We start from the raw sequence: 25,368 nt of genomic DNA on the forward strand, positions 1-25,368 counted from the left end.
ATATAAAATGCCTAATTTTTTTGTAGTTAACATTGTAAATTTAATATTATTAGTGGGAGTAATTTTTTACTCAGTTAAAAAAATTGGGGGCTCAAGGTATATTAGGAAAATTGAAGTTAAATCAATTGTAGCTATAATTATTTTTGATTTCATAGCTCTAATATTAGGATTTACTACAATTATACCGAATATTATATCAGCTGTTGTAATATTATACACCATATTTATTTTATATAAAACAAATAAAGCAATGAAACTTAGAGAAAAAATGAAACAAAAAAATTAAAATTTAGAAGATATTTAGATATAAAGATAAGGAGAAATATATTATGAAAATTTTTGTAGATACAGCTAAAGTAGAGGATATAAAAAAGGCAAATGATATGGGAGTAATTTGTGGGGTAACTACTAACCCATCGCTTATAGCAAAAGAAGGAAGAGATTTTAAAGAAGTTATTACCGAAATTACGCAGATAGTTGATGGGCCTATAAGTGGAGAAGTAAAAGCGACAACTACTTCAGTAGAAGGAATGATTAAAGAGGGAAGAGAAATTGCATCTATTCACAAAAATATGGTTGTAAAAATACCTATGACAATAGAAGGATTAAAAGCTGTTAAGGTTCTTTCAAAAGAAGGGATTAAAACAAATGTTACTTTGGTATTTACATCAAATCAAGCACTTTTAGCAGCAAGGGCTGGTGCATCTTATGTTTCACCATTTTTAGGTCGTTTAGATGACATATCTCAATCAGGTATAGAATTGATAAAAGAAATATCTAGTATATTTAAAATATATAATTTTGATACAGAAATAATTGCAGCTAGCGTAAGAAATCCTATACATGTAAAAGAATGTGCATTAGCTGGAGCAGATATAGCAACCATTCCTTATGGTGTAATAGAACAAATGACAAAACATCCCTTAACTGATGCGGGAATATTAAAATTTCAACAAGATTATGAAAAGGTTTTTGGAAAATAAAAATATTATATATTCAAATAGTTTTAAATGTTAACGGAAAGGTTTTGGTGATAATGCAAGTAAGAAAAAGAAATGGATTTATACGTAATTTTAAAACTATTAAAATAGAGCATAGTATTATAAATTCTGCTAATGATGTTGGAATTTTTCTTACAGAATCTGATATTAAGTTATTAGTTCATGAAATATTGTACATGATAACAAAAGTTCATAAGGATAGTTTGTCACGTGTAATTTCAACATATGAACTTAAAGGGATGGTTTATTGTGCTTTAATTAATGAAGGGTTTTCAGAGGTAGCAGAATCTTATATGGATATTGCTTTTAGAAAATATTCGTAAATATATTTAAATTAATGAACTTGTAGAATAAAAATGATATGTATACTTAATTAAGTTTTAAATATAGACAAATAGGTTTTTAATGATACTAAGGTATACCTATTTGTCTATCTTATATAATACTTTATAATAAAAATTTTATGAAATTACGTGTAAAATTTTAAATTCCATTGACTTTAAAAGTGTATTAGAATTTAATATTTCTATTTTATTAGTTATAAGATTTGTGCAAGTATAATTAGAATTTAAATCAATATATTCACTATCGTCATTATTATTAATAATAATTATATATTTTTCATTATTATATTCTCTGGAGTAAGACAGGATATTATTTTCTCCAGATATTTCTTTAAAATCTCCATATACAAAAGTTGGATGTTTTTTTCTGATAGTAATCATTTTTTTATAAAAGTTTAATAGGGCATGATTTTGAAGTTTTTCATTCCAAATCATACATTTTCTATTTTGAGGATCTTCTCCACCACACAGACCAATTTCATCACCGTAATAGATATATGGAACGCCAATATAGGTAAATTGAAAACAAATGGCAAGCTTCATTTTTTCTATGTTATCATGACATTCAGTTAAAAATCTTGCAGTATCGTGACTTCCTATAAGATTTAATAATTGTTTATTTATACTATTCATATAAAGCATTCTATTTTGACCTAAAATATTCAAAAATTCTCTAGCAGTAATATTTTTTTTAGCAAAAAAATCAACACAAGCAAATTTTATTGGATAATTCATTATAGAATCTAATTGGTCGCCTTTCAAAAAATTATTAGCTTCATGCATTATTTCGCCGATTATTACAGCATCCTTATTAACGCTTTTAATAGTATCCCTAAATTTTTTCCAAAATGTGTGGCTAACCTCATCGCAAACATCTAATCGCCAACCATCTATTTTATATTCTTTAATCCAAAATTTTGCTACATCTAAAAGATATTTTGTGACCTCAGGATTACTTGTATTTAGTTTAGGCATATTTTTATGAGCATTTCCAAAAGCGTAGTAATTTATCTTTTCAGTTGAAACTGGAAAGCTGTTTATGATATACCAATCACTATATTTGGAGTTTTTTTGATTTCTCAACACATCTTTAAATGCAAAAAAATCATCTCCAGAATGGTTAAACACAGCATCAAAAATTATTTTTATGTTTTTTTTATGACATTTATCAATTAATTCTTTCACAAGCTCATTGCTTCCAAATTCAGGGTCTATTGTATAATAGTCTTGAGTATTATATTTATGATTTGAAGATGATTTAAATATTGGAGTTAAATAAACAACGTTTACACCTAAATCTTCTAAATAATCTAATTTGTCTATAATTCCTTGAATATCACCACCAAATTTTGAGTGATAATCTACATGTGGATATCCCCAAGGTTTTGTGTTTTTTGGATTTATCACAGAATTACCATTACAAAATCTATCAGGGAATATTTGATAAATTATAGATTCTTGAAGCCATTTTGACTCATTATAAACATCTTCTCTAGCAATGTAAGGAAATTGAAAAGCATTTATTAGAAGCGTATTAGATGTTTTGCTTTGTTGGTTTGTATTATCATATTTTTCGTCAATAAATCCTCGTTCATTAAAAAGAGTTGTAAAATTATTAAAATCAGTTAGCTCGAAAAAATATCTGTATCGATTCCATTTGACAGATATGGAGGTTTCATAATAAGTAAAAAGGTCTGTTTCCGAAACTATATACATATCTTTTGATTTATAGGGTAAATGATAGTCATATCTATCTTTATAATATATTTTGCAATTTTTAATATCATTTTTACAGGTTCTAATTCTGATTGTAAGTGTATTAGAATCTTCAGCATAAGTGTATGGGATATCTAATAAATGAAGTATTCCAAATTTGTTCATGGGTTTTATCTCCTTAAATTTATTTATATAACAATAAGATAACGTAATTATATCAAAATATATTGAAAAAATTTGTATATTTACAATATAATTGGTATATATATTATCTAAAATTTAAGGAGATTTTATGGGAACTTTTAAATCAGATTATTATATATTTAACAATGATATAGATGCCTTAATAAAGAATAAAGAAAAAAACGTTATTTTAAAAGTTATAAATGATAAACACATAGAAGAAATAATTAATAATATAGATATTTTAGATAAGAAAAATGATTTAATCATATGGAATGCTATTTATGTAAAAGAGATAATAAAAGAAGGTATTTCGAAAAAATATTTGCATCCTATATATAATGATTTTTATAATATTATTCAAAATACAGATAAATTAAAAGATTTACAAAAATTAGAAATAAATATGGCTATATGTTATCTGGATTTTTTAATAAAGGATGTACAAGTTACTGAAAATTTTATTTTAAATAAAATTTTACAAGTGATTCACGTAAGTATTGAGAATCATATACACGCAAAAGACATTGCTAAAGCTGTAAATATTTCAGAGGGATATGCATTTAATTTATTTAAAAAATATATGGGAATATCTCTTATGGAGTATGTAAGAAAATTAAAAATTGAAAGAGGAAAGGTGTTGTTATTAAGGACTACTAAAAGTATTTTAGACATATCAATTATTTTAGGTTTTTATGATCAAAGTCATTTTACGAAAGTTTTTAAAAAAATAGTTGGTATAACTCCAACAGAATATAGAAATACACATTATTTTTAAAGGATTATATGTAGAAATAAAATACTTTTTACATAAAAAAAGTTCTTGGAGAATTATCCAAGGACTTTTCTATTTAAAAAGCATATAAGGAACCAAATACATTCCTAAAATGAAACTTAAACAGATAATAAAATTTAGAATAAAAATGATTAATAAATTACCTTGATTTAATTTGTTATTATTTAGCATAAATATCACCTCTTTGCTTTAATTATTTCCACAAATATAAAATTTAAATCACTTTTTTATGATATTTCGTCTATAATTATATGTAGATATATTAAAAGGGAGGTTTAGAGGATGAAAGTAAATGTAGTTCAAAAACAGGCTAATGGAAAAAAATGTATTGTATGTGGTTTGAAAAATGAATTTGGTTTAAAAAGTGAGTTTTATGAATTAGAAAATGGTGAACTTTTATCTCTTTGTAAAACAGGAGAACTTCATCAAAGTTATCCAGGAAGAGTGCATGGAGGTGTATCATCTGCTATTTTAGATGAGGTTATAGCAAGGGCTATTGCAATTAAAGAGCCAGGAATTTGGGGGGTTACTGTTGAGCTTAATATCAAATATAAAAAACCAGTTCCTTTAGAACAAGAGATAAAAGCGATAGGACGAATAACAAGAAATACTAGAAAGATATTTGAAGGTTCGGGAGAAATTATATTAGAGAATGGAGATATAGCAGTTACTGCGACAGGGAAATATATAAAGATGCCAATAGAGAAGATATCGGGTGAAAGTTTAGATGATGATGAATGGACTTTAAATATAACAGATAATGATTTAAAGGAAATAGACATTCCACAAAATATATAGTAATTTAAGGAGAAGATATGGAATTATTAATTAATAAAGAATATGTATTAAATACAGCAAAAAAGATATTGGAATTTAATAGTCCAACAGGTTTTTGTTTTGAAATAATGGATTATATAAAGGATATAGTAGAGTCGTTTGGATATGAATTTGAAACCACTAACAAAGGATGCGGAGTAATTACTGTAAAAGGAAAAAAGGACGATAAAGTTGTAGGACTTTCTGCACATGTTGATACTTTAGGTGCTATGGTTAGATCTATAACAAGCGAAGGAAATTTAAGATTTACAAGTCTTGGAGGCCCTATTTTACCGACATTAGATGGTGAGTATTGTAAGATAAGAACTAGGTCTGGGAAAATATATACTGGAACATTTTTGAGTGAAAGTTCCGCAGCGCATGTTTTTGATGATAGTTCAACAAGAAATCGTGATGAAAAAAATATGGTAGTTAGAATTGATGAATTGGTATATTCAAAAGAGGATGTTGAAAAATTAGATATATGTTCAGGTGATTTTATATTTATTGATACTAAGACTACTATAACAGAAAGTGGGTTTATAAAATCTAGATTTATTGATGATAAGGGAAGTGTATCAGCTTTAATAGGCTTATTGGAGGCTATGAGCAGGCAAAAAATAGTTCCAAGTTATACAACAAAAATTATTATATCAACTTATGAAGAAGTAGGACATGGGGCGTCATATATTCCACAAGATATAACAGAAATGATAGCTGTTGATATGGGGTGTATTGGAGATGACTTAGGTTGTACAGAGGAAATGGTTAGTATATGTGCTAAAGATTCTGGAGGACCTTATGATTTTAATATGACGACTGATCTTATAAATTTGGCAAAGGATAATAATATAGGTTATGCAGTTGATATATATCCAAGATATGGTTCTGATGTAGGTGCAGCTTTAAGAGGAGGAAATAACATAAGGGGAGCTTTGATTGGACCTGGAGTAAATGCATCTCATGGTATGGAAAGAACACATTATAGTGCTATTGAAAATACTATGAAACTTTTATATTTCTATTTAACAAAATAATGATAATTTAGAGTTGGTAGATTTATAAAATAATTATTGATTTAGATAAGTTTACGTATTTTTTGTACAGTTTATTGTTTGAGGTAAGCATTATACTAAAATAAAAAACACATTACATAGTATAAAAGTAATGTGTTTAATTAATACTAAGATTGTATTAATTAAAATATGTTAAAAAAGGGATGGAGGAATTGTTTTGGAAAATGCAATGTTTTGTTACCAATGTGAACAAACAGTAGGTGGAAAAGGATGTACAAGAGTAGGTGTTTGTGGTAAGGTACCAGAAATAGCTAATATGCAAGATTTATTAATATATCAATTAAAGGGTATAGCTTGTTATGCAAAGAATATGCTAGACAATGGAAAAGAAGTTCCAGAGTGTATTCCAAAGTTTATTGAAGATTGTCTTTTTACAACATTAACCAATGTAAATTTTGATAGTGATGTTCATATAAATCTTCTTAAAAAATCTCAAGAGATAAAAGAGGATTTAAGAAAGCAAGTAACAGATAAAATTGATAGAGAACAAGCTACATATAATTTAAGTTCTACAAAATCAGAAATGTTAAAAGACGCAGAAAAAGCTGGAATAATGTATGATGATACAATAGATCAAGATATTCGTTCTCTAAGAAGCACAATATTATATGGATTAAAGGGAATTAGTGCATATGGACATCAAGCAAGATATATTAACTATAAAAGTGATTTTGTTGATAAGTTTTATATAACTGCATTAGAGGCTTTAACTGATGATAAATTAACAGTTGAACATTTAATAACTCTAACAATGAAAGCAGGAGAGGCTAGTATTGAAGTTATGAAGGTTTTAGATAAAGCCAATAATGAAAAATTTAATAGTCCTACTCCACATAAAGTTAATGTAAATATTAAAAAAGGTCCATTTATAATAATATCAGGTCATGATTTAAGAGATTTAGAACAATTATTAGAACAAACAAAAGATAAAGGAATCAATATTTATACTCATGGAGAAATGTTGCCAGCTCATGGCTACCCAGAACTTAAAAAGTATAAACATTTAGTTGGTAACTTTGGAGGAGCTTGGCAAAATCAACAAAAAGAATTTGATGGAATTCCAGGGTGTATCCTTATGACCACAAACTGTATCATGAGACCTAGGGATAGTTATAAAGATAGAATATTTACAACCAATGTAGTTGGTTGGGAAGGTGTAAAACATGTACCATTTAAAGAAGATGGAACAAAAGATTTTACAGAAATAATAAATAAAGCTTTGGAACTTGGTGGATTTAAAGAAGATGAAGAAACAAAAGAAATATTAGTAGGTTTTGGTCACAAAGCAACACTAGCTCATGCTGAGGAAATAGTTAAGCTAGTTAAAGAGGGAAAAATAAAACATTTCTTTGTAATTGGAGGATGTGATGGAGCTAGACCTGGAAGAAATTATTATACAGATTTTGCAAAAATGGTACCAAAAGATTGTATAATACTTACTTTAGCTTGTGGAAAATACAGATTTAATAAATTAGATTTTGGAACAATAGATGGTATTCCAAGATTATTAGATGTTGGTCAATGTAATGATGTTTATTCAGCTGTAAGAATTGCATTGGCTTTGGCAGATGCTTTTGATACAGATGTAAATTCACTTCCATTATCAATTATATTGTCCTGGTATGAACAAAAAGCAGTAGCAGACCTTTTAGCATTGCTTTCATTAGGAATTAAGGGGATGTACTTAGGACCAACACTTCCAGCATTTTTATCTCCTAATGTATTGCAATACTTAGTAGATACATTTGATTTACGACCAATAAGTACACCAGATAAAGATTTACAAACTACATTAAATTAATGATAAAGTGCAATAATCAAATTGATTATTGCACTTTACTTTTAAAATAAAGAATTTATTCACAAAATTGTAACAAAAGTAAGGTATGATTTTTATAGTAGAAATAATGAATTTTAGACATTTGGGAATATTTAAAGTTTATACAAAGGAGAGGAGGAAGCTAAATGATGATGTACTATGGAAATGGAATAATTGGAAATGGAATGACTATTTTTATAATAGTATTAGTTATTTTAGTTGGTGTGTATTTCATAGTGAAGTTGTCCATGAATTCTAATAATAAAAAAGATATGACTAATGAAAGTAATAATACAAATAATGTAAATAGAAATGCTATGAATATTTTAGATGAAAGGTATGTAAGAGGTGAGATTTCAGAAGAGGAATATGCTCACAAGAAAGAACAATTACGAAAATAAAAATTCAAATGCTTTTAAATTAATAAAAAATATATTGTAAAAAAAAGATTAACTAAGAATAAAAAAGATACTAACAAACCACAATTATATAATATATACACTTTAGCAGATACGGGGTAAAATGATTACTTGTATCTGCTTTTAACTTATTTAACAAAAGAAAATCAAAATGGAGGAACTTAACTTGAAAAATATAAATTTTGAATCATCTTTTATTCAGGCGTGGTATGCTAAAAATTTTTCTAAAAAGAGATGGATAGATGAATTTAGTATGTTAAAGGAAAAAAATATAAATGAGATAATTCTTCAAAGTGTTTTTGATACCTTGAATAAGGTATGTTTTTATGAAACCAATAATATAGAATTTAAAAAAAATAGTGTAGATATGATAAAAAATTGTTTAGATGCGGCAAAAGAAACTAATTCAAAAGTAAGAATAGGTCTTGGGGAAAGTAAACTGTGGTGGATATTAGGTCCTTTAAGCCGTAGATGGATTTTAAAAGAAGCATACACAAATAATATTCTTTTTAATGAAATTTTTGAGAAATACGGAGATAATAAAGTTATATCTGGATGGTATATCCCATATGAATTATCAGATTATTTTATAGCTACTAAAACACAAAGAAAAAATATAAATAAATTTTTAAAAGAAATAAGCGAAAATATAAAGAGAAAAAGCGATTTAAGTGTAATGATAAGTCCATATTTTAATATACGAGGACCTAGAATTTTAACTATAAGAGCATGGGAAAAAGCATTAAAGGAAGCCTTAAGGGAATGTAAAATAGATATTTTAGCATTGCAAGATAGTATAGGAGCAGGTTTTAATACATTAAAAAATATAGAAAAGTTATTTTTACATACAAAAAGAGCTACAGATGATTTGGATGTAATATTATATGCTGATACTGAAACATTTAAAAAGAAAGGAGGTAAACTTGTTTCGGCGAGTGAAGAAGAATTTTTAGAGCGAGCTAATATAATTAAAAATTATGTTAAAGGACATATAGCTTTTAGTATAAATCATTATCAGAATGATAAAAATTAAATTATAGAATATATATGACAATTTATAGGGAATAATAATATTAAGAACAATGGTTATACGAATAGGAGGAATTATGAAATCAATGAAATTATTCTTTATAAATCAAGGAACAAGTTATACATTTAATTCACTTGGAAAAGTAATAATTATATTAGCAACGTTACTTATATGTTACATAATAATTAGAAATAGTGGAACCTTAAGAAAAAATTTGGAACTTAATAAAAAAATAAATATTTTATTTATAAGTTTATTGATATTGCAACAAGTATTTTTAACTATACAAAATATTTTTTTACCAACAAATAATGTTTTAGATTTGTTTCCATTATGTATATCAAGGATATCAATTGTGCTTTTAGTAGTAGCCATATTAAAAAATAACTCAGTTATGAAAAATATGTCATGTTGTTTAGGGTTTTTTATAGGTATATATTCTCTAATGGTTACCAATATATTTGAAAAAAATTATATATATGAAGGTTTAAATTATTTTGGATATATGATTTTAGTGTGTGCAATAACATATATCATTTCTATAGAAGGATTTAAGTTAGAAAAAAAAATATTAAAAAATATTTTAATTTTTACTAATATTTATTCTGTATTTTTAATATCTTTAGGAACTATTTTAGATAATAATTATAACTTTATAAATGGTAATATATCTGTTATTTATAATATATTATCTAAAAGTAATTATATTGTTTTATCATTAATTTTTATAAATTTATCAATAGGAATTAGTTACTTTTTAATAAAATTTATATTGTGGGAAATAGATGCTAATTTTAAGCTTGAGTATAAGACAATTATAGAAAAAGATAAATTGAATAAGGCAGAATTAGAATAGAATTTATTATATATAAAAATTTTAATCCAAACTTTAATTATTTTTTGTTTATATATTTGATATAATTAGATAGATAATATAAAAAGGTTGTGATTAATATGTATTTATCTAAGTTTTCTGATTATTCATTTAGAATACTAATACACCTAGCTAAAAATCAAAACAAACTATGCACTGTAGAGGAGTTAGCAAATAGCTTTCAAATATCAGAACATCATGTAAAAAAAATAGTACATAAATTAGCTAAAACTGATTATATTACATCAATAAAGGGGCGTAATGGAGGATTATCATTAGGTATGGACCCTAAAAATATTAACCTTGGAGAAGTTTTAGAAATAACTGAAGATAATTTAGATATAGTTGAATGTTTTTGTGAAGAAAGCAATACTTGTAATTTAAATAAAAATTGTAAGTTTAAAAGGGTAATATATGATGCTTTAGGCTCTTTTATAGATGAATTTAAAAACTATAGTTTGCAAGATATAATTTAGTTAAAAAATAAAGCAAGACAATTTTTGTCATGCTTTATTTTTTTAAACAGCCCATTTTCTATCTCCGGTAAATGAAATATTAAGCCATTTATTATATTTTATATGTTTCATTTCTTTAGATAATTTTTCACGAACAAAATCCATATCATCTAAATTATTTAATTTACTATCTTTGTTGTATATGAAGTCTATTTCTATTCTAAGAGCACGTCCTATTTTCGAAACTCTTGTTATAGACTCTTGAAATTTATATTCTTTTTCGATTTCTTTGACCATGACTGAAATATCTTCATTTATTTCATCATTAGCACTGCAACATAGGATTTCTTTAAAACTACTTATAAAAGTTGTAACAGGAACTTTTATAAATATTAATGAACTTATTATAACCATTGCAGGGTCAATATAATTATTTATAAAACTAAATTTTGTAAAGCTTAGGATAATTGCTATTGTAAAACCAATTAATACTGAAATACTTAAGATTGTGTCCATAAGCCATTGTGAACTTTCTGCATTTATTAAATCAGAAGATAATTTTTTACCTTTTTTATCAAGATATTTATAAATTAAAGAACAACCTACAACAGAAATAAATGAATAGATAAGTCCAAAATCAAAATCCATTCTATCTCCACCAAAGATTATAGTTCTGATTGCATCTACAAGAGAATAAATGCACATAGCTGCAATAACAAAAGATTTTAATGAGATTACCATTGGTTCTAATATGTTTTTTCCAAATGGAAATTTTTCTTGGTCTTTTTTAGCAATATAGCTACTTATAAATAAAGACATCATTGATAGAATTAAACTAACTAATGAATACATTCCATCAAACAAAACCATTTGAGAATCTATCGCTCATCCCCATGTAATTCCAAGTAGTGCAAAGAATAAAGCACCACATACAGAAAAACTTAATATTTTATTCTCAACTTTCATAATCTTAACACCTCTAAAATTTCAATAATTGTTATTAATTTTATTATAGATAAAAATATATATTAATATAATGATTAAAATGCTTAAAAAAAATTACTAATAGAGGGGAATATTAAAATGGTATAATTGTACAAATAGCATAAAAGTACTTAAAATAACTCTGAATAGTACCTAATATATATAAAAATTAACATAGATATTAAGTTTTTGTAATAAAAATTCACAAATAAAACATAGTTTGTTGTAAAAAAACACTTACAAAATTATTTGTAAGTGCTTTTTGTATTTAAATTTTATATTTTAGGCATTTTGATCTACTGGTTTTTTTACAATTGATAGAAGAATAGCACCAACTACTGAACCTATTGCAATTGCAAGTAGATATAATAAAGGATTTCCACCAGCTAATGGAACTACGAATATTCCACCAAATGGAGCAGGCATTGTTATACCAAATAACATTGATAATGCACCAGCAACTGCTGAACCAGCTATACAACAAGGAATAACTCTTCCAGGATCTGCTGCGGCGAAAGGAATTGTTCCTTCTGTAATAAATGATAATCCAAGTACATATGCAGTTTTACCAGCAGTTCTTTCACCTTCACTATATTTGTGTTTAGCAAATGTTGAAGATAAAGCAACAGCTAAAGGAGGAACCATACCACCTGCCATTATAGCAGCCATTGGAGCATTATCTCCAGCAGCTAACATTGCAAGACCAAATGTGTAAGCTGTTTTGTTAACAGGACCACCCATGTCAACTGCCATCATACCAGCAACTACTGCACCAAGTAATACTAAATATCCAGTACCCATGCTAGTTAATAAAGATTCTGCACCATGCATTATAGCAGCAACAGGAGGGTCAACTACAATTATCATTAAGGCACCTGTTATAAGTACACCTAAAACTGGGAAAATTAACATAGGTTTAAGTCCATCTAATGAATGAGGCCATTTAGCAAATGCTTTCTTTAACATTAATACAACATATCCGCCTAGGAAACCAGCTATAATACCGCCTAGGAAACCAGCATCTGTTGAAGAGGCGATAAATCCACCAACCATAGCAGGTGCGAATCCAGGTCTATCTGCAATACTTGAACCAATGAAACCAGCTAGCACAGGTATCATAAGACTAAATGTATATTTAGATCCTACGGTATTTAAAATATAAGCAAAGAAGTTATATTGTGGGCTTGAAGGATCAGCTGAATGAATACCAAAAGCATATGATAATGCGATTAGGATACCTCCACCAATAACGAATGGCAACATGTTTGAGATACCACTCATAAGGTGTTTATATACACCACCCCTCTTATCAGCTCCTAGCATTCCAGCTATTGAAGTCTCTCCATTTTTAGCATCTTTAGAGTAAATAGGTGCTGTTGTTAGTGATTCTTCAATAAGTTCTTTAGGTCTTTTCATAGCTTGTACAACTGGAACTATTACAACCTTCTTGCCAAGAAATCTATCCATTTCAACTTTTTTATCAGCTGCAACAATTATACCATCTGCTTTAGCTATATCCTCAGCAGTTAAACCGTTTTTAACTCCAGTAGAACCGTTTGTTTCTATTTTAACTTTATATCCCATTTCTTGAGCTGTTTTAGTTAAAGATTCAGCTGCCATATAGGTGTGTGCTATACCGGTTGGACAAGCTGTTACTCCAATTATATATTTTTGATCTGAACTATCAGATTCTGTTGATATTTCATCGTTAGGTTTAGCTTCATCTTCATCTTCTTTTTCAAATTTATCCAAAAGATTGAATACGTCTTCAGGAACTTTAGAACAAAGTAATCCTTCTTTAAATTCAGGATTCATAAGAAGTACTGATAGCCTAGATAATGTTTCTAAATGTTCATTATTTGCACCTTCTGGAGCTGCTATCATAAAAACTATATTAACAGGTGCACCATCTAATGAATCAAAATCAACACCATCTCTAAATATTCCAAGAGCAAGAGAAGCTTTTTTTACTGCTGATGTTTTACCATGAGGAATTCCAATTCCTTCACCAATACCAGTTGATGATAAGCTTTCTCTTTTAAGTATTTCCTCTTTATATAATTGTTTATCATTTAAGCGACCTGCATCATATAAAACATCTACTAATTGGTCTAAAACTTCCATTTTGCTATTTGCTTTTAAATTTAGCTTAATGGTGTCTTTACCTAATAATTCAGCTATTTTCATATTAATTATCCTCCTAATTAATTTTTATATGGAACTATATTTATAATTGGCAATAATTTTTTTACAAATTCTTCTTCACATAAATCTAATGAAAAGGCACTAGCACTACCAGATGCTATTCCATTTTTAAATGCTTTCAATAAATCAGAGGATTTAGAGTATTCTGCTAGAAAGCCCCCAACTAATGAATCACCAGCACCAACTGAATTTTTAACCTCTCCTTTAGGAGCATTTCCAAAGAAGACTCCTTGAGAACATATAAGAAAAGCTCCGTCACCCGCAAGAGAAATAATTACATTTTCAGCACCCATTTCATTAAGTTTTTTTCCATAGGTTACAAGTTCATCAGTATTATTAATCTTTACATTAAATATTTCTTCAATTTCGTGGTTATTTGGTTTTATTAAAAAAGGTTTATTTTTTACTGCTTCTAATAAAGCATTTCCAGAAGTATCAACTACAACTTTAACACCATTTTTAGAAACTAAATTTTGAATTTTAGAATATAATGTGCTTGGAAGAGTATTTTGTATATTTCCAGCAAGCACTAATATATCATTAGTTTTCAATTCTGAAAGTTTATTAAATAAACTTTGAAGTTCTGAGTCGGTTATTTTAGGACCAGCACCATTTATTTCAGTTTCTGTGTTAGATTTAACTTTTACATTAATTCTTGTATCTCCAGAAACTTTAATAAAATCAGTATGGATATTTAAATCTTTTAATGATTTCTCAACAAATTCTCCAGTAAATCCACCTATAAAACCAAGGGCTACATTACTAACATGTTGATTACTTAATATTCTAGAAACATTTATACCTTTTCCACCAGGGAATTTTATATCTTCTAAAGTTCTATTGATTTTTCCTAACGTTAAATTATTTACATTAACCACATAGTCAATAGAAGGATTTAAAGTTAAAGTGTATATCATTATTTAACTACCACCTTTATATCTGTAATTTCTTTATACTCATTTATACCATTTTCTTTATTAGTGATTATTATACATTTTTCTAATTCAGAAAATTTTACAAAACTAATTTCATTAAATTTTGAGTTATCAGCTAAAATAAAAGATATTTTTGAATTATCTATAGCACAACTTTTTATACTAGCTTCTTCACAATCTGGCGTTGTGAATCCTGCTTTTAAATCGATTCCATTAGTACCAATAAAACATTTATCAAATCTAAATTTATTTAAGCATTTTATAGCATGGGAACCAACTATGGCTTTAGTGTTTAACTTTACGCTTCCTCCAATCATATAACATCTAATATCATTATCAACTAATGCATCTATATGATTTAATCCAGTTGTAACAACTAAAATATCTTTATTACGTAAATATTTAATAATTTCATAAGTTGATGTACCAGCATCTAAAAATATACATTCACCATCTTCAATAAGTGAAGCTGCATATTTTGCTAAAATGTTTTTTTCATGAATGTTTTTGGTTGATTTTTCTTTAAAGCTTAATTCCTTTGACGTGTAATTAATGCTTTTTGCACCACCATGTATTCTTTGTAATAATCCTTTAGATTCAAGAGTAGATAAATCACGTCTAATAGTTGATTCTGACGTATTTGTAGAATCCATAAGTTCAGTTACTTTAATTAATCCTTTTTCTTTTAGTAATGATAATATAATTTCATATCGTTTCTCTGTTAGCATTAAGCTCACCTCTTTGTAACTGTTTACGATATTATTATAAAACAATGAAAAGTAAAAATCAAGCAAAAACTTTCAAAAACATTTAAAAAAAATAAAAAACTTTTAAAAACATTTAAAATTAGTAAAAAAAGTTAAAAATAAACCAATAACATATACATTGATAAATAGCATATAATTTAAGTTATAAAACATTTTGAGAAAACGTATATATAATACATAGATTATATTTTAAATTAATATAGTATTAATTTGTACTATCACTAGGGATAAAAAAGTTAATATTATATAAATGTAAAATAGGTAGAGAGGTGTTTTATGTGGAAGCTTTTTATGGTAGAAATACTATATCGTATAATTATAGCAAAGAAAATAATATATTAAATAAAAATGAAATAGTGTTAAAGAATAAATTATTATTATCTCCAGTATCTGGAGTAGTAAAAAAGATAGATAGCTATAATGCTGAAATTATAATTAAAACATATGATGGATATATGCTTTTTCTATATTTAAACAATAAAGAGATTATTAAAGGCAATATAGAATGTTTTGTTACAGAGGGTTCTTTATTATTTAAAGGAGATGTAATATTTAAAATTGATTGTGGTTATGAAAAAGAAGATATGGTAATTTTAAAAATAAAAAATTAGTGGAGAAGTAAAATTATTTATGCAATAAATATGGAGAGTGTATTTGATAAATATTTATAAATTAAAAGATTAAAAAAATGAAGCAAGAGAGAACTTACTTCATTTTTTATTAATTAAATTTCGTCTTCATATTTGTATTTGAATTTATTGAGAAATCTTATAGTATAAATTTTTATAACAGCCATGATAGGGCTTCCAAGAAGCATTCCTATAGGTCCATATAAGCTACCTCCAACTATAACACCTAATATAACAAGAAATGGTCTAAGTCCAAGTCTGTTTCCTATAAGTTTAGGCTCTAAGAACCAGCCATCAAATTGTTGAAGTGCTAAAATATATAAAAATATTATAATAGCTTGAATAGGGTCAAAGAAAAGATTTATTAAAGCACCACTTACCATTCCTATAAATGGACCAAAATAAGGAATCATATTTGCTACTCCAACTATAGCTGTTATTAAAAGTACATAATGAGAACCTAATAAGCTAAGACCTACAAAAGCCATACCAGCTATTATAGCTGAATCTATAGCTTTTATTCCAATATAGCTACCAATCATATAATGAACAGTTTTTACAAAATATATTGCTTCACGTCCAAATCTTTTTCCTAAAATAATAAAAGCTAGTTTTTTAGAAAAAGTTAAAAATCTATCTTTATCAATTAATACATATATTGATATTAAAAATCCAAAAAGCAGATGAATTAATGAACTTGTAAATGAAATAGCTCGACTAATTAATATTCCTGAAATTGAGCTTAATTTACTGCTTAATGTGGGTAGATTATTTTTAACAGAAATTAATATATTAGAATAGTTGTTATGTTGAGAATTACCATAACCAAACATATTTCTAAAGTAATTTTCTATATTAGGAATGTTATGTATAACTTCTATTGAACTAGTATATATTTTAGGTATTAAAATCATTAAAATAATAGCTATTACAGATAAAAATAATACATATGTTATAGCTATACTAAGATACCTATTAATTTTTAGTTTTTTATTTAAAAAATTTACTATAGGATTTAAAATATAAGCAATAATGAAGGCAAACAGAAAAGGAGCTATTATCTTATAAATAGTTTGAAAAATTGATTCATTAGAAAATATATTTTGTATAATAGATATACATACATATGAAGCAATTATTACAAAAAATAACTTTATATAAGTTTTATTACTTGTAAAAATGTTTTTCATTTGTTTTCCTCCCTAAAAATTATAATTAAATAATAGTTCTAATAAATCATAATAATTTAAATTCCATTGATAAATATTATTTATATAATTGTGCTTATTAATAGTATTTATATATTATATGAATATATACATTAAAATAATATAGGAAAGAGTGAGAAAAAGCAATGTTGAAGATAGTTAAAATATTGAATTTATAAAACATAACAACATATAATTTTTATAGTAGGTTTTTATAAATGATACTACAAAAGTTTAATTTTATAAAATCAGATTATTATGGAAAGTAAAGGAGAATTTTATGAGTGATTTAAATTTTATTAAGTTAAATAATGTTAAAGAATTTTGTATAGATAATAAATCAGTCTTATTTATTATTGATATGAATAACGGGTTTGCTAAAAGTGGCCCTTTAAGTAGCAAGAGAGTAGAAAAACTAATACCAAGTATAGTAGAGGATATAGAAATTTTTAATAGTTTTAATAATCCTATAATAGCATTTACTGATTCACATAAAAAGGAATGTTTAGAATTTAAATCATATCCAATGCACTGTTTAGAAAACAGTTATGAGAGTGAGATAGTAGATGAAATAAAACAATTTAATGATATTATGCTAATAAAAAAATCATCTACTAATGCTTTTTTAGAAGAAGAAACAAAAAAATATATAGATAGTTTTGTTAGAGATGGTTATAAAAATTTTGTATTATGCGGATGTATAACGGAAGTTTGTGTTAAGCAATTTGCACAGACATTAAAAGCCTATTTAAATGTTATAGATAAAGATATAAATGTAATAGTGCCTATAAATTCGGTAGATACTTATGATTCACCAGAGCATAACGCTGATATAATAAACCTATTTTCATTTTATGAGATGAATGCATGTGGAATAAAAATAGTTAAAAATATAATCAAAAAATAATTTTGAAAAATTTATTGACAAATGTATTAAAAAAATGATAAGATAACACCTGTCGCAAGAAAATATTTAGTTTAAAAGTCAAGAGTAAGATTTGAAAATTAAAAAAACTTGTTGACAAGTGTTTCATTAGATGTTAAACTAAGAAAGTCGCTTGAGGGCGATAAAGAAAAAAGAAAAACAATGGTCTTTGAAAATTAAACAGATAATTTAAGTAAACCAGCAATTCTTTTATAAGTAATATGAGTAGATTAAACTCAAATAAAAACTAAGAAATTAGTATATTTTAATTTGAGAGTTTGATCCTGGCTCAGGATGAACGCTGGCGGCGTGCTTAACACATGCAAGTCGAGCGAGAAAAGTTCTTCGGAGCTTTTCTAGCGGCGGACGGGTGAGTAACACGTGGGCAACCTGCCTCATAGAGGGGAATAGCCTTCCGAAAGGAAGATTAATACCGCATAATATTGTTGAAAGGCATCTTTTAACAATCAAAGGAGCAATCCGCTATGAGATGGGCCCGCGGCGCATTAGCTAGTTGGTGAGGTAACGGCTCACCAAGGCGACGATGCGTAGCCGACCTGAGAGGGTGATCGGCCACATTGGAACTGAGACACGGTCCAGACTCCTACGGGAGGCAGCAGTGGGGAATATTGCACAATGGGGGAAACCCTGATGCAGCAACGCCGCGTGAGTGATGAAGGTCTTCGGATTGTAAAGCTCTGTCTTTAGGGACGATAATGACGGTACCTAAGGAGGAAGCCACGGCTAACTACGTGCCAGCAGCCGCGGTAATACGTAGGTGGCAAGCGTTATCCGGATTTACTGGGCGTAAAGGGAGCGTAGGCGGATATTTAAGTGGGATGTGAAATACCCGAGCTTAACTTGGGAGCTGCATTCCAAACTGGATATCTAGAGTGCAGGAGAGGAGAATGGAATTCCTAGTGTAGCGGTGAAATGCGTAGAGATTAGGAAGAACACCAGTGGCGAAGGCGATTCTCTGGACTGTAACTGACGCTGAGGCTCGAAAGCGTGGGGAGCAAACAGGATTAGATACCCTGGTAGTCCACGCCGTAAACGATGAATACTAGGTGTAGGGGCCCCAAGCCTCTGTGCCGCCGCTAACGCATTAAGTATTCCGCCTGGGGAGTACGGTCGCAAGATTAAAACTCAAAGGAATTGACGGGGACCCGCACAAGCAGCGGAGCATGTGGTTTAATTCGAAGCAACGCGAAGAACCTTACCTAGACTTGACATGTCCTGAATTACCAGTAATGTGGGAAGTTCCTTCGGGAACAGGAACACAGGTGGTGCATGGTTGTCGTCAGCTCGTGTCGTGAGATGTTGGGTTAAGTCCCGCAACGAGCGCAACCCTTATTGTTAGTTGGTACCATTAAGTTGACCACTCTAGCGAGACTGCCCGGGTTAACCGGGAGGAAGGTGGGGATGACGTCAAATCATCATGCCCCTTATGTCTAGGGCTACACACGTGCTACAATGGCAGGTACAAAGAGAAGCAATACTGTGAAGTGGAGCAAAACTCAAAAACTTGTCTCAGTTCGGATTGTAGGCTGAAACTCGCCTACATGAAGCTGGAGTTGCTAGTAATCGCGAATCAGAATGTCGCGGTGAATACGTTCCCGGGTCTTGTACACACCGCCCGTCACACCATGAGAGTTGGCAATACCCGAAGTCCGTAAGCTAACCGTAAGGAGGCAGCGGCCGAAGGTAGGGTCAGCGATTGGGGTGAAGTCGTAACAAGGTAGCCGTAGGAGAACCTGCGGCTGGATCACCTCCTTTCTAAGGAAGAACATCTTAGGAAAACTAAGATGATAATAAAGAATGCTTCTTAAATATCTGTTTAATTTTGAAAGACTAAGTTCTTTCAAAATTATGTTCTTTGAAAATTACACATAAGTATTAATAAATAGAGTAAAGCCAATTAAATTTACTATTCTTTGTAAAATTGATTGCAACTATCTAAAAGATAGAAACAAAGGTCAAGCTACAAAGGGCGTATGGTGAATGCCTTGGCATCAGGAGCCGATGAAGGACGTGATAAGCTGCGATAAGCTTTGGGTAGACGCACATAGTCTGAGATCCAAAGATTTCCGAATGAGGAAACTCACATGGGAAACCCCATGTATCGTTAACTGAATAAATAGGTTAACGAGGGTAAACCTAGGGAACTGAAACATCTAAGTACCTAGAGGAAGAGAAAGAAAAATCGATTTTCTAAGTAGCGGCGAGCGAAAGGGAAAGAGCCCAAACCGGAAACTTGTTTCCGGGGTTGTGGATAGAACATAACGAGAAACTATAACTAATTGAAGAGAGCTGGAAAGCTCTACCGTAGAAGGTAATAGTCCTGTAAGTGAAAGTTAGAGTAATCAAGTTCTAATCCAGAGTACCACGAGACACGTGAAACCTTGTGGGAAGCAGGGAGGACCACCTCCCAAGGCTAAATACTACCTGATGACCGATAGTGAAGCAGTACCGTGAGGGAAAGGTGAAAAGAACCCCGGGAGGGGAGTGAAATAGAACCTGAAACCATATGTCTACAACCGATCAAAGCACCTTATGTGTGCGATGATGTGCTTTTTGTAGAACGAGCCAACGAGTTACGATATGTAGCAAGGTTAAGTACTTAAGGTACGGAGCCGAAGGGAAACCAAGTCTTAATAGGGCAACTAGTTGCATGTCGTAGACCCGAAACCGGGTGACCTATCCATGGCCAGGTTGAAGCGAGGGTAAAACCTCGTGGAGGACCGAACCACGTTGCTGTTGAAAAAGCATGGGATGAGCTGTGGATAGCGGAGAAATTCCAATCGAACTCGGAGATAGCTGGTTCTCCTCGAAATAGCTTTAGGGCTAGCGTCGAATATGAGTAATGGAGGTAGAGCACTGAATGGGCTAGGGGGCATAGCGCTTACCGAACCTTATCAAACTCCGAATGCCATATACTATAAGTTCGGCAGTCAGACTACGAATGATAAGATCCGTGGTCAAAAGGGAAACAGCCCAGATCGTCAGCTAAGGTCCCAAAGTGTAAGTTAAGTGGAAAAGGATGTGGGATTTCTAAGACAACTAGGATGTTGGCTTAGAAGCAGCCACTCATTAAAAGAGTGCGTAATAGCTCACTAGTCGAGAGATCCTGCGCCGAAGATGTTCGGGGCTAAAACTTACCACCGAAGCTACGGGCTTGAATTTATTCAAGCGGTAGAGGAGCGTCGTAATCGGGCTGAAGTCATACCGTAAGGAGTGGTGGACTGATTACGAGTGAGAATGTTGGCATTAGTAGCGAGATGTAGGTGAGAATCCTACAGGCCGAATACCTAAGGTTTCCTCAGGAAGGCTCGTCCGCTGAGGGTTAGTCGGGACCTAAGCCGAGGCCGAAAGGCGTAGGTGATGGACAACTGGTTGATATTCCAGTACCACTACCATCGTTATTATCGATGGCGTGACGCAGGAGGATAGTGTGTGCTAGCTATTGGATGCTAGTCTAAGCATTTAGTCAGTTACAATAGGCAAATCCGTTGTAATAATGATGAGATGTTATGGGGAAGGTTCTACGGAACCGAAGTACATGATTCCACGCTGCCAAGAAAAGCGTCTAGAGAGAGAAGTAGTGCCCGTACCGCAAACCGACACAGGTAGGTGAGGAGAGAATCCTAAGGCCGGCGGAAGAATTGCAGTTAAGGAACTCGGCAAATTGATCCCGTAAGTTAGCAATAAGGGATGCCTACGAGAGTAGGCCGCAGAGAATAGGCTCAAGCAACTGTTTAGCAAAAACACAGGTCTCTGCTAAAGCGTAAGCTGATGTATAGGGGCTGACGCCTGCCCGGTGCTGGAAGGTTAAGGGGAACACTTAGCGTAAGCGAAGGTGTGAACTTAAGCCCCAGTAAACGGCGGCCGTAACTATAACGGTCCTAAGGTAGCGAAATTCCTTGTCAGGTAAGTTCTGACCCGCACGAATGGCGTAATGACTTGAGCACTGTCTCAACTGCAAATCCGGCGAAGTTGTAGTACCAGTGAAGATGCTGGTTACCCGCGATTGGACGGAAAGACCCCGTAGAGCTTTACTGTAGCTTAGCATTGAATTTCGGTATTGTCTGTACAGGATAGGTGGGAGACTGAGAGACTAGGGCGTCAGCCTTAGTGGAGTCGACGTTGGGATACCACCCTGATAGTACTGAAGTTCTAACTGGCGGCCATGAATCTGGTCACAGGACATTGTTAGGTGGGCAGTTTGACTGGGGCGGTCGCCTCCTAAAAAGTAACGGAGGCGCCCAAAGGTTCCCTCAGAACGGTCGGAAATCGTTCGAAGAGTGCAAAGGCAGAAGGGAGCCTGACTGCGACACCCACAAGTGGAGCAGGGACGAAAGTCGGGCTTAGTGATCCGGTGGTACCTCGTGGGAGGGCCATCGCTCAACGGATAAAAGCTACCTCGGGGATAACAGGCTGATCTCCCCCAAGAGTCCACATCGACGGGGAGGTTTGGCACCTCGATGTCGGCTCGTCGCATCCTGGGGCTGAAGTAGGTCCCAAGGGTTGGGCTGTTCGCCCATTAAAGCGGCACGCGAGCTGGGTTCAGAACGTCGTGAGACAGTTCGGTCCCTATCCGTCGCGGGCGTAGGAAATTTGAGAGGAGCTGTCCTTAGTACGAGAGGACCGGGATGGACTGACCTCTGGTGTACCAGTTGTTCCGCCAGGAGCACAGCTGGGTAGCTAAGTCGGGAAGGGATAAACGCTGAAAGCATCTAAGCGTGAAGCCCACCTCAAGATGAGATTTCCCATAGCATAAGCTAGTAAGACCCCTTGAAGAACACAAGGTTGATAGGTCAGAGGTGTAAGTATGGTAACATATTTAGCTGACTGATACTAATAGGTCGAGGGCTTGACCTAATTAACTTTATCTTAATGCTTAGTGTAATTTTGAGAGAATATATAATTAAATATTTTTTATAAGGCCCATTGGTCAAGCGGTTAAGACACCACCCTTTCACGGTGGTAACAGGAGTTCGATTCTCCTATGGGTCACCAATTATATATGCTCCATAAGCAAATGCTTATGGAGCTTTTTGTCAAATATTTATAAATTAGTGCTTTATAAATATAATATTTTGCTTTATTATAATGATAAAACATAATAAAATAAGTTTTTATAAGATAATTATAAGCATTTAAATATATTCTATATTTTAAGATGTACTGAATTTGTTAAAGAATTTAGAATAAACATATTTGCATATAATTATATAGTGTAGAAATTAGAAATTTAATTTTCTAACTTCTGTGAAAATAAAGTTATAAAAGTGAGGAGAGTTTATGCAATATAAATATTGTCCTTTATGTGGGAAAAAACTGGTGATAAAATACTGTTGGGATGAAGGTGGTGTTCCTTTTTGTGAAACTCATAAGGAGTTATTTTTTAATTTACCAAAACCATGTATTATGATTGGAGTTGTGAAAGAAAATCATATATTATTATTGAAACAAAGTTATATATTTAAAAATTCTAAAGTGTTATTAACTGGATACGTGGGAATTGATGAAACAGCAGAAGAAGCTGCAATCAGAGAAGTTAAAGAGGAATCAGGTTTAAATGTAAATGGTATAAAATATTTAGGAAGTGATTATGTAGAAGGCAAGGAGATTTTAATGTTAACATATATGGCTTTCTATGAAAGTGGTGAGATTGTAAAATCAGATGAAGTTGAAGATATGGGATGGGTGAAATTAGATGAAGCTTTGTCAGTAATGCAAGAAGATATAGTAGGTAAAAAAGTTGTTGAAAAAATTCTAAAATATTTGAAAAATAATTAGATTTTATATATTATTTAAAGTAAAAAATACTGTATTAATTTGGAGGAATATATAATGAAATTATTTGGGGCTATGAATATTAAAGATAATGAATTAATTATAGGAGGGGTTAAAATTTCTGAATTAGTTAATGAATATAATACTCCTCTATATGTTATGAATGAGGAACTTATAAGAAGCAATTGCAAAAGGTATTATAAAGCTTTTTATTGTGAATCTGAGAAAAATAGAGTGACTTATGCAGGAAAAGCTTTTTTAAATATGTATATGTGTAATATTTTAAAAGAAGAAGGTTTTTATTTAGATGTTGTTTCAGGTGGAGAATTATATACGGCATATAAAGCAAATTTCCCTTTGGAACATGTATATTTTCATGGAAATAATAAAACAAGAGATGAAATAGAGCTTGGTGTTAAACTTGGGGTTGGTAGATTTGTTGTTGATAATTTTTGTGAACTTAATGTTTTAAATAGTATCTCAAAATCTTATAATAAAGTGCAAAAAATATATTTAAGAATAACACCAGGAATAGAAGCACATACTCATGAGTACATAAAGACTGGTCAATTAGATTCTAAATTTGGATTTCCATTAATTGAAGAATCAATAATACATGTGGTAAATGAAGTTTTAAAATTGGAGAACATAGAATTAACAGGAATTCATTGTCATATAGGATCTCAAATATTTGACTTACAACCTTTTAAAGATGATGCTAAAATAATGGTTACTTTAGCTAATAATATTTATAAAAAAACAGGTCATCTTATAAAGGAGATAGATTTTGGAGGTGGCTTCGGAATTTATTATACTAAAGAAGATAAGCCAAAGGAAATTGAAGAGTATTGTAGTGCTATCTTAGATACTGCTGAAAAAGTTTGTGAAGAGTTGAATTTCCCAAGACCAGTGTTTTCAGTAGAGCCTGGAAGAAGTTTAATTGGAAATGCAGGAACAACTTTATATACAATAGGTGCTATTAAGGAAATAGAAAATATCCGAAAATATGTGTGTGTAGATGGTGGAATGGCAGATAATATAAGACCAGCTCTTTATAATGCTAAATATGAATGTTTAATCGCAAATAGAGTTTTAGGGGATAAGTTTGAAGATGTGACTATTGCGGGGAAATGTTGCGAATCTGGAGATATATTAATAGACAATATAAGATTAAATGAACCAAAAACAGGAGATATATTAGCTGTTTTAAGTACGGGAGCATATGGGTATTCTATGGCAAGCAATTATAACAGAATACCAAGGGCAGCAGTAGTTATGGTATCAAATGGAAAAAGTAAATTAGCTTGTAAAAGAGAATCTTATGATGACATTATAAGAAATGATTGTGTGTAAAAAATTTAAAATAGCAATGTAAACTGATGAAAAAAAT

General features: G+C 30.4%; 21 protein-coding genes, 1 tRNA gene and 2 rRNA genes. 18 read left to right on the top strand and 6 right to left on the bottom strand.

All coding sequences use genetic code 11. The features are described 5' to 3' along the window. The first annotated feature begins 7 nt into the window (after positions 1 to 7). The 3 genes from HH195_RS01625 to HH195_RS01635 are packed head-to-tail and all read left to right on the top strand — an operon-like array spanning position 8 to position 1,324. Entirely contained in the window at positions 8 to 286 is a 279-nt protein-coding gene (locus HH195_RS01625; protein ID WP_055260166.1) for a hypothetical protein, read from the top strand. 43 nt (positions 287 to 329) lie between these two features. After that, positions 330 to 983, top strand: coding sequence for a fructose-6-phosphate aldolase (gene fsa, locus HH195_RS01630; RefSeq protein WP_196371333.1), 654 nt, complete (start codon positions 330 to 332; stop codon positions 981 to 983). 53 nt (positions 984 to 1,036) lie between these two features. After that, entirely contained in the window at positions 1,037 to 1,324 is a 288-nt protein-coding gene (locus HH195_RS01635; protein ID WP_196371334.1) for an ATP cone domain-containing protein, read from the top strand. 138 nt (positions 1,325 to 1,462) lie between these two features. Here the strand turns inward: HH195_RS01635 and HH195_RS01640 are convergent, their stop codons facing one another. After that, positions 1,463 to 3,226 (bottom strand): glycoside hydrolase family 13 protein, encoded by a 1,764-nt coding sequence (locus HH195_RS01640; RefSeq protein WP_196371335.1) that lies wholly within the window; start codon positions 3,224 to 3,226, stop codon positions 1,463 to 1,465. Between the two features lie 127 nt (positions 3,227 to 3,353). Between HH195_RS01640 and HH195_RS01645 the strand changes: the two genes are divergently transcribed. The 8 genes from HH195_RS01645 (at position 3,354) to HH195_RS01680 (ending at position 10,550) form a co-directional block, all read left to right on the top strand. Continuing rightward, entirely contained in the window at positions 3,354 to 4,022 is a 669-nt protein-coding gene (locus HH195_RS01645) for a helix-turn-helix transcriptional regulator (protein ID WP_195926895.1), read from the top strand. Positions 4,023 to 4,322: 300 nt separating this feature from the next. Next, positions 4,323 to 4,838 carry a PaaI family thioesterase gene (locus tag HH195_RS01650; RefSeq protein ID WP_196371336.1) on the top strand — a complete coding sequence of 172 codons (516 nt, stop codon included), beginning with the start codon at positions 4,323 to 4,325 and terminating at the stop codon, positions 4,836 to 4,838. A gap of 17 nt (positions 4,839 to 4,855) precedes the next feature. Further along, on the top strand, positions 4,856 to 5,893 hold the full coding sequence (locus HH195_RS01655) for a M42 family metallopeptidase (RefSeq protein WP_196371337.1): 1,038 nt from the start codon (positions 4,856 to 4,858) through the stop codon (positions 5,891 to 5,893). A gap of 196 nt (positions 5,894 to 6,089) precedes the next feature. Further along, positions 6,090 to 7,733, top strand: coding sequence for a hydroxylamine reductase (gene hcp, locus HH195_RS01660; RefSeq protein ID WP_196371338.1), 1,644 nt, complete (start codon positions 6,090 to 6,092; stop codon positions 7,731 to 7,733). Positions 7,734 to 7,897: 164 nt separating this feature from the next. After that, positions 7,898 to 8,152 carry an SHOCT domain-containing protein gene (locus tag HH195_RS01665; RefSeq protein WP_055260174.1) on the top strand — a complete coding sequence of 85 codons (255 nt, stop codon included), beginning with the start codon at positions 7,898 to 7,900 and terminating at the stop codon, positions 8,150 to 8,152. A 184-nt stretch (positions 8,153 to 8,336) separates the two neighbouring features. Next, the gene (locus tag HH195_RS01670; protein WP_196371339.1) at positions 8,337 to 9,203 is read left to right on the top strand and encodes a DUF4434 domain-containing protein; all 867 of its coding nucleotides are present in this window, start codon (positions 8,337 to 8,339) and stop codon (positions 9,201 to 9,203) included. 73 nt (positions 9,204 to 9,276) lie between these two features. After that, complete coding sequence (locus tag HH195_RS01675) at positions 9,277 to 10,056, top strand: TMEM164 family acyltransferase (protein WP_196371340.1); 780 nt, start codon at positions 9,277 to 9,279, stop codon at positions 10,054 to 10,056. Between the two features lie 98 nt (positions 10,057 to 10,154). After that, positions 10,155 to 10,550 carry an RrF2 family transcriptional regulator gene (locus HH195_RS01680; RefSeq protein ID WP_055260177.1) on the top strand — a complete coding sequence of 132 codons (396 nt, stop codon included), beginning with the start codon at positions 10,155 to 10,157 and terminating at the stop codon, positions 10,548 to 10,550. A 42-nt stretch (positions 10,551 to 10,592) separates the two neighbouring features. On the opposite strand, the gene HH195_RS01685 is transcribed toward HH195_RS01680, so the two are convergent. The 4 genes from HH195_RS01685 to HH195_RS01700 all read right to left on the bottom strand — a co-directional run bounded on the left by HH195_RS01685 (position 10,593) and on the right by HH195_RS01700 (position 15,381). Next, on the bottom strand, positions 10,593 to 11,399 hold the full coding sequence (locus HH195_RS01685; RefSeq protein ID WP_196371341.1) for a cation diffusion facilitator family transporter: 807 nt from the start codon (positions 11,397 to 11,399) through the stop codon (positions 10,593 to 10,595). A gap of 396 nt (positions 11,400 to 11,795) precedes the next feature. After that, positions 11,796 to 13,700 carry a PTS fructose transporter subunit IIABC gene (locus tag HH195_RS01690; protein ID WP_196371342.1) on the bottom strand — a complete coding sequence of 635 codons (1,905 nt, stop codon included), beginning with the start codon at positions 13,698 to 13,700 and terminating at the stop codon, positions 11,796 to 11,798. A gap of 17 nt (positions 13,701 to 13,717) precedes the next feature. Next, positions 13,718 to 14,635 carry a 1-phosphofructokinase gene (pfkB, locus tag HH195_RS01695; protein ID WP_196371343.1) on the bottom strand — a complete coding sequence of 306 codons (918 nt, stop codon included), beginning with the start codon at positions 14,633 to 14,635 and terminating at the stop codon, positions 13,718 to 13,720. Further along, positions 14,635 to 15,381 (bottom strand): DeoR/GlpR family DNA-binding transcription regulator, encoded by a 747-nt coding sequence (locus tag HH195_RS01700; RefSeq protein WP_196371344.1) that lies wholly within the window; start codon positions 15,379 to 15,381, stop codon positions 14,635 to 14,637. Before HH195_RS01700 ends, pfkB begins: the two co-directional genes overlap by 1 nt. A gap of 317 nt (positions 15,382 to 15,698) precedes the next feature. Between HH195_RS01700 and HH195_RS01705 the strand changes: the two genes are divergently transcribed. Next, the gene (locus HH195_RS01705) at positions 15,699 to 16,031 is read left to right on the top strand and encodes a hypothetical protein (RefSeq protein ID WP_196371345.1); all 333 of its coding nucleotides are present in this window, start codon (positions 15,699 to 15,701) and stop codon (positions 16,029 to 16,031) included. 113 nt (positions 16,032 to 16,144) lie between these two features. On the opposite strand, the gene HH195_RS01710 is transcribed toward HH195_RS01705, so the two are convergent. Next, entirely contained in the window at positions 16,145 to 17,239 is a 1,095-nt protein-coding gene (locus HH195_RS01710) for an AI-2E family transporter (protein ID WP_196371346.1), read from the bottom strand. Positions 17,240 to 17,537: 298 nt separating this feature from the next. Here HH195_RS01710 and HH195_RS01715 point away from each other — a divergent pair, with 298 nt between their 5' ends. From HH195_RS01715 to lysA, 6 genes are all read left to right on the top strand, one after another. Beyond that, entirely contained in the window at positions 17,538 to 18,164 is a 627-nt protein-coding gene (locus HH195_RS01715) for a cysteine hydrolase family protein (RefSeq protein ID WP_196371347.1), read from the top strand. A 284-nt stretch (positions 18,165 to 18,448) separates the two neighbouring features. Then, a 16S ribosomal RNA gene (locus tag HH195_RS01720) occupies positions 18,449 to 19,958 on the top strand. Between the two features lie 198 nt (positions 19,959 to 20,156). Continuing rightward, a 23S ribosomal RNA gene (locus HH195_RS01725) occupies positions 20,157 to 23,060 on the top strand. Together the 16S and 23S rRNA genes with 1 tRNA gene alongside form the textbook arrangement of a ribosomal RNA operon. A 63-nt stretch (positions 23,061 to 23,123) precedes the next feature. Further along, positions 23,124 to 23,198, top strand: a tRNA-Glu gene (locus tag HH195_RS01730). 285 nt (positions 23,199 to 23,483) lie between these two features. Further along, positions 23,484 to 23,981, top strand: coding sequence for an NAD(+) diphosphatase (locus HH195_RS01735; RefSeq protein ID WP_055258120.1), 498 nt, complete (start codon positions 23,484 to 23,486; stop codon positions 23,979 to 23,981). Between the two features lie 54 nt (positions 23,982 to 24,035). Continuing rightward, the gene (gene lysA / locus HH195_RS01740) at positions 24,036 to 25,331 is read left to right on the top strand and encodes a diaminopimelate decarboxylase (RefSeq protein ID WP_196371348.1); all 1,296 of its coding nucleotides are present in this window, start codon (positions 24,036 to 24,038) and stop codon (positions 25,329 to 25,331) included. Positions 25,332 to 25,368: the final 37 nt, after the last annotated feature.

Origin of the sequence: Candidatus Sarcina troglodytae, from assembly GCF_015708635.1 — a bacterium.
Classification (GTDB): domain Bacteria; phylum Bacillota; class Clostridia; order Clostridiales; family Clostridiaceae; genus Sarcina; species Sarcina ventriculi.